This is a genomic window from Microbulbifer aggregans, from assembly GCF_020524005.1.
GTDB lineage: Bacteria > Pseudomonadota > Gammaproteobacteria > Pseudomonadales > Cellvibrionaceae > Microbulbifer > Microbulbifer aggregans_A.
In genome coordinates this window covers 80,331-92,501 of record NZ_JAIVKK010000009.1, presented here as the reverse complement: position 1 = coordinate 92,501, position 12,171 = coordinate 80,331, and the positions used below count along the sequence as shown (strand labels likewise).

The 12,171-nt window shown below is 56.8% G+C and carries 12 protein-coding genes and 1 riboswitch; of the genes, 2 read left to right on the top strand and 10 right to left on the bottom strand.

Translation table 11 applies throughout. The annotated features are described in order from the left end of the window. Positions 1-53: 53 nt before the first annotated feature. Positions 54-443: a hypothetical protein gene (locus LC093_RS15950; protein WP_226667161.1), complete on the bottom strand. Its 390-nt coding sequence runs from the start codon at positions 441-443 to the stop codon at positions 54-56. Between the two features lie 209 nt (positions 444-652). On the opposite strand from LC093_RS15950, the gene LC093_RS15945 reads away from it, so the two are divergent. After that, a complete protein-coding gene (locus LC093_RS15945; protein WP_226667154.1) occupies positions 653-832 on the top strand; it encodes a DUF3149 domain-containing protein in 180 nt (59 codons plus the stop codon). A 63-nt stretch (positions 833-895) separates the two neighbouring features. Here LC093_RS15945 and LC093_RS15940 read toward each other — a convergent pair whose 3' ends face one another. Next, on the bottom strand, positions 896-2,866 hold the full coding sequence (locus tag LC093_RS15940) for an acetoacetate--CoA ligase (RefSeq protein ID WP_226667153.1): 1,971 nt from the start codon (positions 2,864-2,866) through the stop codon (positions 896-898). A gap of 184 nt (positions 2,867-3,050) precedes the next feature. On the opposite strand from LC093_RS15940, the gene LC093_RS15935 reads away from it, so the two are divergent. Next, complete coding sequence (locus tag LC093_RS15935; RefSeq protein ID WP_226667149.1) at positions 3,051-3,956, top strand: LysR family transcriptional regulator; 906 nt, start codon at positions 3,051-3,053, stop codon at positions 3,954-3,956. A 56-nt stretch (positions 3,957-4,012) separates the two neighbouring features. Here LC093_RS15935 and LC093_RS15930 read toward each other — a convergent pair whose 3' ends face one another. The 8 genes from LC093_RS15930 to thiC form a co-directional block, all read right to left on the bottom strand. Beyond that, entirely contained in the window at positions 4,013-4,483 is a 471-nt protein-coding gene (locus LC093_RS15930; RefSeq protein WP_226667146.1) for a Dps family protein, read from the bottom strand. Positions 4,484-4,824: 341 nt separating this feature from the next. Further along, on the bottom strand, positions 4,825-5,268 hold the full coding sequence (locus LC093_RS15925) for a c-type cytochrome (RefSeq protein ID WP_226667145.1): 444 nt from the start codon (positions 5,266-5,268) through the stop codon (positions 4,825-4,827). Between the two features lie 60 nt (positions 5,269-5,328). After that, a complete protein-coding gene (locus LC093_RS15920) occupies positions 5,329-6,111 on the bottom strand; it encodes a HesA/MoeB/ThiF family protein (RefSeq protein ID WP_226667144.1) in 783 nt (260 codons plus the stop codon). 18 nt (positions 6,112-6,129) lie between these two features. Then, positions 6,130-7,683 (bottom strand): thiamine phosphate synthase, encoded by a 1,554-nt coding sequence (gene thiE, locus LC093_RS15915; RefSeq protein ID WP_226667142.1) that lies wholly within the window; start codon positions 7,681-7,683, stop codon positions 6,130-6,132. Continuing rightward, on the bottom strand, positions 7,680-8,492 hold the full coding sequence (locus tag LC093_RS15910) for a thiazole synthase (protein WP_226667139.1): 813 nt from the start codon (positions 8,490-8,492) through the stop codon (positions 7,680-7,682). Before LC093_RS15910 ends, thiE begins: the two co-directional genes overlap by 4 nt. Before the next feature lie 2 nt (positions 8,493-8,494). Further along, on the bottom strand, positions 8,495-8,698 hold the full coding sequence (gene thiS, locus LC093_RS15905; protein ID WP_226667137.1) for a sulfur carrier protein ThiS: 204 nt from the start codon (positions 8,696-8,698) through the stop codon (positions 8,495-8,497). Further along, positions 8,698-9,768 carry a glycine oxidase ThiO gene (gene thiO / locus LC093_RS15900; RefSeq protein ID WP_226667134.1) on the bottom strand — a complete coding sequence of 357 codons (1,071 nt, stop codon included), beginning with the start codon at positions 9,766-9,768 and terminating at the stop codon, positions 8,698-8,700. Before thiO ends, thiS begins: the two co-directional genes overlap by 1 nt. 188 nt (positions 9,769-9,956) lie before the next feature. Then, positions 9,957-11,867, bottom strand: coding sequence for a phosphomethylpyrimidine synthase ThiC (thiC, locus tag LC093_RS15895; RefSeq protein ID WP_226667132.1), 1,911 nt, complete (start codon positions 11,865-11,867; stop codon positions 9,957-9,959). Positions 11,868-11,968: 101 nt separating this feature from the next. Then, positions 11,969-12,067, bottom strand: a riboswitch (TPP riboswitch). Positions 12,068-12,171 lie beyond the last annotated feature (104 nt).

The window sequence follows — 12,171 nt, the reverse complement described above, 5'->3', positions numbered from 1 at the left end:
GCCGGGTCGGCACCGGGTAACGGGTGCCAATCCAATACACGGTGCAAAAGCTGTCAGCGCGCTGGGGTGGCCCCGGGCGCCTCTTTTTTCTCAATCAGGGGGTTACAGTTTTTGATCACGACTCGCCCCTCCAGCAGATTGCCTTTGGCGTACTCCGAGAAAATACACTCATTGGTTCTCGGGTCGTAGTTTTCCACCCAGAGGTTGTCGTCTTTCCAGGTGGACCCCAGGTGGCGCTGCCCATCAGGGACACTGATACGCATGACACCGCCGAAGCGTTTAACGAACACCTGTTCGTAGTGAAAGTAATACGCCAGCCACCCGGCCAGGAACACGATGGCGCCAACAATGGCCCCCTTTCCCAGGCTCCCCAGGCGACTGCCCGCAAACAGGCAAAGCACCGCCAGCCCGATGACCGCGGCCCAGTACAAATAGGTAATCATGCTGATCTTCCGTGAGTTATTCAGTTATTGGGAATCGGCTCCCAACAGGGTAGCGCAGAATACCGCGCGCGGTATACCACAGCAGGCGGCCCGTGGGAAAGGAAAGAAACGATGCTGGGACCAGTGCGCAACCTTGATCTGGATCAAGGGACGTGACGAACGGCTTCGTACACTGGACTCATCAAAAACACCAACCGAAGGAGCCTACCATGGAAGCCCTGATCGACCTGTTCACCAGCTTTTCAGGATTGCTCAGCCTGGCAATCATTGCTTTTGTATGCCTGATGGCGGCGTACTTTATTCGACTCGCATTCAGGAAGATGGATGAAGAAGAGCACAAGCTGGGTGCGGTGAAACGCGTGCATCAAGGTACGCATCAACACGCCTGAAGTTTGATGGTTTGAACGAGGCAGGCCCGACATCGAACCTGCCTCGCCCTGACTGCCCACCCGTCAGGACTGCAATTCTTCCAGATTTTCAAACAGCGCCAGGGCCTGCGGATTCGCCAGCGCTTCCTGATTTTTCACCGGTTTGCCGTGCACTACATTCCGCACCGCCAGTTCCACAATTTTACCGCTAATGGTACGCGGGATATCCGCCACCTGGATCACTTTTGCCGGCACATGGCGCGGCGTAGTATTGGCGCGAATGGTTGTGCGAATTTTCTGGGTTAGTTCATCGTCAAGGGCCAGGCCTTCCCGCAGCACCACAAACAGCACCACGCGCACATCGTCACCCCACTCCTGACCGATACAGATGCTGTCCAGCACCTCTTCCACTTTTTCCACCTGCCGGTAGATCTCAGCCGTGCCGATACGCACGCCGCCGGGATTCAATACTGCGTCGGAGCGACCGTAGATCACCACACCGCCATGCCCGGTGATTTCCGCGTAATCCCCGTGGGCCCATACACCTGGCCAGCTGTCAAAGTAAGCGCCGTGATACTTGCTGCCATCCGGATCGTTCCAGAAGCTGATGGGCATACACGGGAAGGATTTCGCACAGACCAGCTCGCCTTTTTCCTGCGTTACCGCTTTGCCGTCGTCATTCCACACTTCTACAGCCATCCCGAGGCCGCGACACTGCAGCTCTCCCGCATATACCGGCAATGTGGGATTTCCCAGTGCGAAACAAGAGATGATATCCGTACCACCGGATATGGATGACAGACAGACATCTTCCTTGATATCACGGTACACATACCGGAAGCCCTCATGCGCGAGCGGTGATCCGGTTGAGAGCACCGCACGCAGTTTGTCGAGCTTGTGGCTCTCTCGCGGCTTGCAGCCATCCTTTTCCAGCGCGGCGATATATTTGGCGCTGGTGCCGAATACACTGATGCCCTCCTCATCCGCCATATCCCACAGGGATTGGGCCTTCGGATAAAATGGCGAACCGTCAAACAATACCAGGGTAGCGCCACACGCGAGGCCACTTACCAGCCAGTTCCACATCATCCAGCCACAGGTGGTGAAGTAAAACAGCGTATCTTCCCGGCGCATATCGGTATGCAGCTGGTGCTCTTTCAAATGCTGCAACAAGGTACCGCCAACCCCGTGCACGATGCACTTGGGTACCCCGGTGGTACCGGAGGAATACATGATGTACAGCGGGTGGTTGAACTCAGTCTGTACGAACGTCAGCTCCCGGGCCGGCGCGGTTTCGAGAAAACCGTCCAGCACGACTGCACGCTCAAGGGCGGATATTGCTTCGGCGGTTTCCGCCGCACTGCGGGCGACTGGCACTACGACCAGCTTCTCGATCGAGTCTATCTGCGCCACGATCTCCTCCAGGCGCGGCAGGGAATCGATAGTTTTACCGTTGTAAAAATACCCTTCGCAGGCAAAGAGGATCTTGGGCTGTACCTGACCGAATCGGTCCAGAACACCATTAATTCCGAAATCCGGGGAGCACGATGTCCAGATGGCGCCCAGACTGGTGGTCGCCAGCATGGCCACTACCGTGTCGATAATGTTCGGCATAAAGCCTGCAACCCGGTCGCCCCTGGCAACACCGGCGGACTCAAGTGCCGACGCCAGATTACCAACGCGCGCAAACAACTCCGCATAGGTCAGCTGGCGCCGGCTGCCGTTTTCCAGACGCTCTACCAGCGCGACTTTATCATCCCGGTAGCGCAGCAGGTTCTCGGCAAAATTCAAACGCGCCCCCGGGAACCACTCGGCACCCGGCATGACATCAGCGCCCAGTACGCGCTCACCACGGGTTTCGGCAACCACGCCCGCCACGTCCCACAGCTCCGCCCAGAAGTGCTCGCGCTCGTCGACGGACCACTGGTACAGATCGGCATAATCCGCCAGCTGCAGGGCAAACTTTTCGTTGATATGGCGGCGGAACGCGTCCATCTGGGTGGCCGCTATAGCCTCGGCTGTGGGCTGCCACAGGGGTTGGGCTTGGTTACTCATCTCGACTGCTCTCTCGATCTAATCATTATTGGGCTTGGTTCAATTGGCTAATTCGACTAACGACTATTATTCGCCAGAACGCGATAGGAACAATCATGCCTTGGTCTAACACTTAAAACCAATTTAAACTTGTTAAGGTTAATTAACATTTCTTTAACTGAATGATTCACCGGGGGCCTGAGGATTGAGTGCCACAATCAAACAGCTGCGCGCTTTCGCCGCCGTCGCCAGTACCCGTAGCCTGGCCGATGCCAGCGCCCGACTGCACATCTCCCAACCGGCCCTATCCGTCGCTATCAGGAACCTGGAAACCAGTGTAGGCGGGCCGCTGTTCAACCGCGAAAGCCGGCAATTAAGCCTGACCCCGGAGGGAGAGCGCTTTGCTGCCCGCGCCGAACAGTTGCTGCAAAGCTGGGACAAATCGATCGAGGAAATCCAGCGGCAATTTGCACTGGAACGTGGGCGCCTGGCAATCGCCGCCATCCCAGCTTTCGCACTGAACCGGCTGCCGCCCTTGCTGGCGCGGTTCCACCGGCAGTACCCGGATGTGGACCTGGCACTGGAAGATATCGTGATGGAGCAGGTACTGGCGGCAGTGCGGGATGGCCGGGCGGAGCTCGGTATTACTTTCCGCCCTGACGACCTTGCCGGGCTCGTATTTGAACCACTGGAAGAAGGCGGGTTCCACGCGGTGCTGCCGCCTGCCCACCCGCTGGCCAGGCGTAAACACCTGCGCTGGGCGGATCTGACCAGCCTTCCGTTTATCGCAATGAATCGCGGCTCGGCCGTGCGCCGCTGGACCGAACAGGCTTTCACCGAGTGCGGCAAACCTGCGCACCTGTTTTGTGAGGCATACCAGCTCAGCACTATAGGAAAGTTGGTCAAAGAGGGGTTGGGGGTTAGTGCCATGCCCGCGCTGTGCGTGCCGCAGATGGCCGAATACGGACTGGTGAGTATTCCCCTGACTGTTCCAGTAGTCAGCCCTCAACTGGGTGTCGTGTTTCGCAGCCACGGAGCCCTGTCCGCCCCCGCCCGCGCCTTCCTCGGGATGCTTCAGGAAGTCTGCGGGGAGCAGACGGTAAACCCGTAAAAAATTGGCCCGCACTCGGCGGGCCAATTTCGGATTCTACCCACTCACAACAAAGATTATTGCGCGGTGGCGCGCAGCATCCAGGCTGTTTTCTCGTGCACGCGCATGCGGTCAGAGACCAGTGCGACAGTAGACTCGTCCTCACCTTCCTGAGCCGCTTTCAGCACTTCACGGCAGGTTTTAATCACCTGCTCATGCCCCTGGGTCAGGATACGCACCATTTCTTCAGCGGCCGGCACCTCGTCGATTTCCTTGATAGAGCTCAGCTCGGCAAAGGCTTTGTAGGTGCCCGGTGCCACTACATCCAGCGTACGGATACGCTCGGCAATATCATCTACCGCAGTGGCCAGCTCGGTGTATTGCTCCTCGAACATCAGGTGCAACTCACGAAACAAGCGACCGGTGACATTCCAGTGAAAATTGTGAGTTTGCAGGTAGAGCGTATAAGAGTCCGCCAGCAAACGCTTCAAACCCTGCGCGATCTCTTCGCGATCTTTGGCACCAATACCGATATCGATGTTGCTCATTCTCAACCTCTCTTGGTCGTTTTCAATTCCGTTTACCAGCTGAATGCACGCGATCCAACCTATTTCGAATTGCGAAACAGTACCTGACCAAACACTGCACGCGCATGACATGGGTCAAGTGGCGTGCACTTCAACTGTCGACATTACTTCCGGCATCAGTAGCGATCAGCCATTTCCGGAGCATAACGCCGTTGGAAAATAGTTTAGGGTCGATAGTCGGCAATTAAAATTGATTGCAGGTATCGACCTTATAGATACAAACAATAAACCACAGCAGCCTGTGATATTTTTGCGGCATCACTCACAACGTGAAGATTTTGCACGCTGTTCGGGGGGGAGGATTATTCCTGACTGGGCTGGGCCGTGGCCATATGCAGAATCAACGACTGGAAATCCTCATCCGAACAGCTGTAACACAATCCCGTTGGAGGCATGGCCTTAAAACCATCGCGCACATGCGCCACCAGCGTATCCATTCCCTGGGCCATGCGCGGCCCCCAGGCGACAGCATCACCGGTTTTCGGCGCACCGACAACACCGCGCTCGTGACAGCTACCGCAGGTTTGCCGGTAGGTCTCCAGCAGTTCCGGCGAAATATGTACGGTATCAATTTCCGTCGCTGGCTCGGTCTGCACCTCCACCACAGCAGCCTCGTGTACAGCGCTCGTCATGGTTTCATCAGAATGTTGTGCAGGCTCTTTACCGGAACAGGCTGCAATCAGTCCGCCTAAAACGGTAACGAGTAAAACTTTTTGCACACCGGTATATCGCGAGTAAGCAGGCACGGCCATCTCCTTGTGATTGTTATACGTGGAGTATTCCGGACAATTTTTCTCGCCAGGAACTCACTCCGTCTTTTGTAAAGCCTTGGCGCACACAGGGCAAGCATTGTTTCCTGGCAATGTGAGGGACCGCCACTCAAGGCTGGCAGCTTCAAACAGTTGTAGCCGATTCAGGCTGGACACCGGCAAACCGAGCAGTAACTTCAGCGCCTCCAGCGCCTGCATACTGCCGACCACACCCAGCGCAGGACCGATAACACCAACCGTCGAACAATTCTCCGCTTCGGGCCGAGTATCTTCATCGCCGCGCGGAAACAGGCACGCGTAGCAGGGGCTCGCACCTGCCCGGAAATCAAAGCTGATCAGCTGGCCGGAAAAGCCGCGTACAGAAGCCATCACCACTGGTATTGAGGATTCGTAGCACACACGATTGATTACATGGCGGATAGCCAGGTTATCAGTGCAATCCACAACCAGGTCGAAAGTCTGTTCGGCCAACTGCACCGCCAACCAGTCTTCGTCGGCCATCCGGCAATGCGCCTGCACGCGGATTTCCGGATTGGCTGCGGTCAGCTGCTGTGCCGCAACCAACGCCTTGTCCTTTTCCCGGTGATTGGTTTTGTACAGTACCTGCCGCTGTAAATTGGAGATTTCCACCCTGTCGCCATCGACAAGGTGCAACTCACCGACTCCTGCTGCCGCCAGGTAGAGGGCCGCAGGGCTACCGAGGCCGCCGAGACCGATCACCATTACTCTGGCATCGGCCAATTTCTGCTGCCCTTCTTCACCGACTTGCGGCAACATAATCTGGCGACTGTAGCGCTGAAGTTGTTTACGACTCAACATGATGAATGTGTCTGAAAATCAGCCCTTTAAAATTGCACGGAACGCGCTGACCGCATCGCGATAATCTGCGGCCTTGGTAATCGCACTCACTACCGCAATACTGCCGACCCCACTCGCGGCCACTGCGGGCGCCCGCTCGAGATCGATGCCGCCAATCGCCACCAGTGGATACTCCGGCAACAGAGCGACCATGCGCGCAAGCTTTTCCGGCCCCTGCAATTGCCCGCGCATGTCTTTGGTATTGGTAGCATATATTGCCCCAATCGCGAGATAGCTGGGGCGATACTGGTAAGCGTACAGCAATTCGTAAAAGCCGTGGGTACTGATACCGAGTTTCAATCCGGCACCCTGGATAGCATTGAGATCCGCCGCTTGCAGGTCTTCCTGCCCCAGATGCACGCCGTAAGCACCAAACTCGATGGCCCACTGCCAGTAGTCATTGATAAACAGGCGCAAATCGTATTTGCGTCCGATGGCAACCGCCTGTTTGATCTGCTCGCTCACATCACCATCCGGATTCTTGATCCGCAACTGTAGCGTTCGCACTCCCGCCTGAGCCAGCTTTTCCAGCCAGTCAACGCTGTCAACGACGGGGTACAAACCGAGGCGATCACTGTCCGGACGGGCGAATTCAGCTGCAAATTTTCCGGCCGCAGCGGCATCAAATACCCCGTATGGTTTTGCCTGTTCACTCGCACACAACAACACTCGCGGGAAATCCCGCAATTCCGTCGGCCAACCATAGTGGCCTACAGGGCCCGCACCCGCGCCGATGTGATCGCCTTCGCCCAGGCGCAAGCCGCGACGAACATAGGCATTGGCCACCACACACGCGTCTTTCAGTGGATACCCTTTTGCCAGTAATGCCGCAACCGCAGAAGACAGTGTACAACCGGTTCCATGGGTATTTTCGGTTGCGATGCGGTCGCCGACAAACCAGTCGCCCTCCCCCGCTTCACCGGCACAGAGAAGATCCGCGGTGGTACCGGGCTCAATCTCAAAATGCCCGCCGGTTACCAGCAGCGCGGTGGAGTGCTGCCCGCGCACTTTGCCTGCCGCATTGAGAATGTCTTCCGCGCTCGACACGCCTTCCTTTTCATAACCCGCAAGCCAGGCCAGTTCCTGGCTGTTGGGCGTTACCAGGTCACACAGGGGAAGAAGCTCCTCCAGTACCAGGGCACCGGTACTGTCTTCCGTCAACTTCGCGCCACTGGTTGCTACCGCCACCGGGTCGTAGACCACCGGGACATGCATGCCGTTACTTTTCATCGCACGCAGGAAATTTGCCACCAGTGCTACCTGGCAGGCATTGGCGAGCAATCCGATTTTTATCGCCGACGGTTTCATGTCTGTGAACAGTGCGTCCAACTGCGATTGCAAAACGCTGCTGTCGACGGCATTGATAGCCGGAACGCCGAGGGAGTTCTGAGCGGTATTGGCCGTGATTGCACAGCACCCGTGCACGCCGAGATCGTGCATGGTGAGCAAATCCGCCTGAATGCCGGCGCCGCCGCCGGAATCACTGCCGGCAATGATCCATACAATCGGTCGCGAGAACGTTTCCATACTCATAATTCCTCTCCCGCACCAGCAACCGGAGCTTGCTGCCAGAATGGCATGTCCAGCGTGGGCGTGCTGGGGCTTGCCGTCTGCCGCTTCAGCATCAGGCCGGCGGTACGGGCCGCACGACCGGATGCTACTGCGAGTTTGAAGGCTTCTGCCATCAACACCGGGTTCTGGGCTTTGGCCACCGCGGTGTTCAATAGCACCGCATCAAATCCCATTTCCATCGCTTCTGTTGCCTGCGACGGTGCGCCGATGCCCGCGTCGATGATGAGTGGTATGTTCGGCAGCCGTTCACGTAGCGTGCGCAGGTTGTACTTGTTCATTAATCCCTGGCCAGTGCCGATAGGCGCCCCCCAGGGCATCAGGACCTCACAACCCACATCCAGTAGTTTGCGGCAAACCAGCAGGTCATCGGTACAGTATGGCAGGACCTTAAATCCGCGCCTGACCAGCTCACGGGCAGATTCAACCAGTCCATAGGGGTCCGGTTGCAGGTTGTAATCGTCGCCGATGACTTCCAGTTTGAGCCAGTCTGTATGAAAGATCTCGCGGGACATTTCGGCCAGCGCGATCGCTTCTTTCGGGGTTTTACAGCCGGCCGTATTGGGCAAGAGCTGGCAGCCGGATTCCTGAATGTAGTCCCAGATCATTTTCCCCTGCTGCTGCTCCGGGCTCTGGCGGCGCAGCGACAGGGTAATGATTTGTGCTCCCGATGCGGCGACGGATTCGCGCATGATGGCGGGTGACGGATAGAGCGCGGTGCCGATAAGCAGGCGACTGTCGAATGCTTTCCCGTAGAGTTTTAGTTGATCCATCGTTATCCCCCCACCACCGGTGCAACGATATCCAGGCTGTCGCCGTCGTTCAGCGGAGTTTCTCCGTAGGTAGCGCGGGCGACAAAATCACCATTCAAGGCGACGGCAAAGGTCTCGCCGATATAGCCCAGGGTTTGCAGTAGCCCGGCGACAGTGCCGCTGTTTTTTTCCAGTGTTACTTGTTCACCATTGACCGTTATTTCCATCAGGTCACCTGTAAAGTCTGTTGCTGAAGTGTTGATTCAACCTGCTGCACCATGGCGGGTGCGAGCAGGAAGCCGTGGCGATAGAGGCCATTGACACGGATCAGACCCGGCTCATGTTCAATTACCGGCAAGTTGTCCATAGTCGCGGGCCGGCAGTTGACCCGGGTTTCAAGGATCCGTGCTTCGGCAAATGCCGGGTGTATTGAATAGAGTGCTGACGAGAGTTCCATGCTGGAGCGCAGGGAGATCGGAGAGAGGTCATCACTTTCAATTTCGGTGGCACCAATAACGACCTGGTTGTTGGCGCGCGGAACGGCATACAGTTGATAGCGTGGATGCAGGAGCCGGATCGGGCGTTGGAAGCGGACTTCGGGAGTTTCCACGACCATGACTTCACCGCGCACGCCACGCAGGCCTTTCACCGCTTTTTTTGCTCCGAGGCCACGAGCATCGATAACACAATCGAATTGTTCAAATCCATCGGCGTGCCGGATCTGTCCCGGCATGCATTCTGCGGGGGTATACTCGCGCAATTGTGCGTTGCGCCGTTTGATTTGGGTCAACAGCACGGGCAATAGTCTGCGGTTGTCGATATCGGCTTCGCTGGCGAGATATAAACCCTGGTCGAAACGTTCGAGGTTGGGTTCCAGGTTTTGTAATCCGGTTCGTTCCAGCCACTGAAAATGCTGTTGGCTTTCGGTGCCGAGTTTGGCGGCGAGTTCTTGCTGGAATTGCAAAAGTTCCGTTCGGTCCTGTGGATGGGCGATGAGGATACTGCCCGACTGCCGGTAATCAACCGGACTCCCGGTCTGTAGTTCCAGTTCTTTTACCCACTGTGGCCACACCCGCAGGCTCTGCAGACCAAGTTCGTATACGGGCAACGGGCAATGTACCAGTTCCGACAGCGGGGCGATCATGCCTGCTGCGGTGTGACACGCACCCGGGGGCATGTCAAAACTCCCGGCTTCAAACAGGGTTATCGCATGCCCTTTTCCAGACAGGCGCCAGGCGAGGAGTCGACCCATCAGGCCTCCTCCTGCTATCGCGATATTTAATTCGGGTCGTGTCAACGTGCTGTTCCGAGGTTTGTTGTCGACAAGTTTCGGGCGGTAGCGCTACGGGCAAGCCTTCGCCAGACACGCCGTCAACCCATCCCAGGGGGCTCTTCTAAAACATCCCTGTTTTAGAAGGTCTGGCGAAGGCTTGCCCGCATCGCTACCTTCCCTTCCAACTCCTGTAGCTTCGATCAGGTGCGGATTTATGCCTTGTGATAAATATCGCTACCTAACTCCTTGAACTTGATCGACATCTCTTCCATCCCCTGCTCCGCTTCCTGCTTTGCTGCATATTCCCTGACATCCTGGGTAATTTTCATGGAGCAGAACTTCGGGCCACACATGGAACAGAAATGAGCAACTTTGCCGGATTCTTTCGGCAGGGTTTCGTCGTGGTACTGGCGCGCGCGCTCGGGGTCGAGGCCCAGGTTGAACTGGTCTTCCCAGCGGAATTCGAATCGTGCTTTGGAGAGTGCATCATCACGCATTTGCGCGCGCGGATGGCCCTTGGCCAGGTCCGCGGCGTGGGCGGCGATTTTGTAGGCCATAAGGCCTTCTTTCACGTCTTCCTTGTTGGGCAGGCCCAAGTGCTCTTTCGGGGTTACGTAGCACAGCATGGCGCAGCCCATGCTGCCGATCATGGCGGCGCCGATGCCGGAGGTGATGTGGTCGTAACCGGGGGCGATGTCGGTGGTCAGCGGGCCGAGGGTATAGAAAGGCGCGCCGTGACAGTGCTTGAGCTGCTCATCCATGTTTTCTTTGATTTTATGGATGGCGACGTGGCCGGGGCCTTCGATCATGCACTGAACGTCGTGCTTCCAGGCAATTTCCGTCAGTTCGCCGAGGGTATGCAGTTCGCCGAACTGGGCTTCGTCATTGGCGTCGGCAATACAGCCCGGGCGCAGGCCGTCGCCGAGAGAGAAGCTGACGTCGTAGGCTTTCATGATTTCACAGATTTCCTCAAAGTGGGTGTAGAGGAAATTTTCTTTGTGATGGGCGAGGCACCACTTGGCCATGATGGAGCCGCCGCGGGAAACAATACCGGTGACGCGCTTGGCAGTCAGGGGCACATAGCGCAGCAGTACACCAGCATGGATAGTGAAGTAATCGACGCCCTGCTCGGCCTGTTCGATCAAGGTATCGCGGAAGACTTCCCAGGTGAGGTTTTCGGCGATACCGTCAACTTTTTCCAGGGCCTGGTAGATGGGCACGGTGCCGATGGGTACGGGGCTGTTGCGCAGGATCCATTCTCGGGTTTCGTGGATATTCTGGCCAGTGGAGAGATCCATGACGGTGTCGCCGCCCCATTTGATCGACCAGACCAGTTTTTCCACTTCTTCTTCGATGGAGGAAGTCACCGCGGAGTTACCGATATTGGCATTCACTTTACACAGGAAGTTGCGACCGATGATCATCGGTTCCAGTTCGGTGTGATTGATGTTTGCGGGAATAATGGCGCGGCCTTCAGCGACTTCACGACGCACAAATTCCGGGGTAATTTCCTGTGGAATATGGATGCCTTCGCGGGCTTTCTGATAATCGGTTTCGGTCAGTTGTGCTGCAAGTTTTGCACGCCCCATGTTTTCGCGAATGGCGATAAATTCCATTTCGGGGGTGACGATGCCCTGGCGCGCGTAGTGCATCTGGGTAACGTTTTTACCTTCTTTGGCTTTGCGCGGTGCGGGCAGGTTTTCGAAGCGGATGTGATCGAGCCCCTGGTCGGCCATGCGCTTCTGGCTGTAAGCGGCCTGGCGGGTATCGAGAATTTCGCTGTCGTCGCGGGCTTCGATCCAGGCCTGGCGCAGTTTTGGCAGGCCGTCACGCACGTTGGGTTTATACGCAGGGTCGGAGTATGGGCCTGCGGTGTCGTAGACCTTGAGTGGTTCATTGGGTTCGAATACGGGGTTTTGTTCATCGCCGCCAACCAGGCTTTGGCCCAGGCAGATTTCACGCACGCCGACTTTGAGCCCGACGGTTTCGCCTTCAAGGTAGACTTTGCGGGAGTTGGGAAATTGCTGGGCAGTGAGGTTGTCGAGAAATTCTTTGGCGTTCTCTCGCTGAGTAGCCCGGCTGGATTTTTTGGTGTTGTTGGTTGGTTCGGCGACCTGAGACATGCTGACCCCTTGCATTTATTCCATGAGTGGATTGCCGGGGATGCAGGTGAGGTGAGCAGCTTTCGGGCGCACAAAGTAAAAAACGGCGCACGAAAATAGTAGCGAATTCAGATCTTGTTCCCTACGCGGGGGTTACCCCGATCAGGTTCAACGGATCTCGCAACAGCGATCTCAGCCCAAAGGCACTCCGACAAGTTGGGGCGGAGTATAGGGGATATTTACTCGGATCGCCAAAATTTGGTTTTCGCGGGGGGGCTAAACGTGATCCAGTGGCGGGCCTGCCACCGGGTATTGGTTCGCCAGA

Excerpts from the sequence above, each read along its gene's own strand:
- LC093_RS15950 (WP_226667161.1), bottom strand. The coding sequence starts at position 443 with ATGATTACCTATTTGTACTGGGCCGCGGTCATCGGGCTGGCGGTGCTT.
- LC093_RS15945 (WP_226667154.1), top strand. The coding sequence starts at position 653 with ATGGAAGCCCTGATCGACCTGTTCACCAGCTTTTCAGGATTGCTCAGC.
- LC093_RS15940 (WP_226667153.1), bottom strand. The coding sequence starts at position 2,866 with ATGAGTAACCAAGCCCAACCCCTGTGGCAGCCCACAGCCGAGGCTATA.
- LC093_RS15930 (WP_226667146.1), bottom strand. The coding sequence starts at position 4,483 with ATGAGCAACATCGATATCGGTATTGGTGCCAAAGATCGCGAAGAGATC.
- LC093_RS15920 (WP_226667144.1), bottom strand. The coding sequence starts at position 6,111 with ATGTTGAGTCGTAAACAACTTCAGCGCTACAGTCGCCAGATTATGTTG.
- thiE (WP_226667142.1), bottom strand. The coding sequence starts at position 7,683 with ATGAGTATGGAAACGTTCTCGCGACCGATTGTATGGATCATTGCCGGC.
- LC093_RS15910 (WP_226667139.1), bottom strand. The coding sequence starts at position 8,492 with ATGGATCAACTAAAACTCTACGGGAAAGCATTCGACAGTCGCCTGCTT.
- thiS (WP_226667137.1), bottom strand. The coding sequence starts at position 8,698 with ATGGAAATAACGGTCAATGGTGAACAAGTAACACTGGAAAAAAACAGC.
- thiC (WP_226667132.1), bottom strand. The coding sequence starts at position 11,867 with ATGTCTCAGGTCGCCGAACCAACCAACAACACCAAAAAATCCAGCCGG.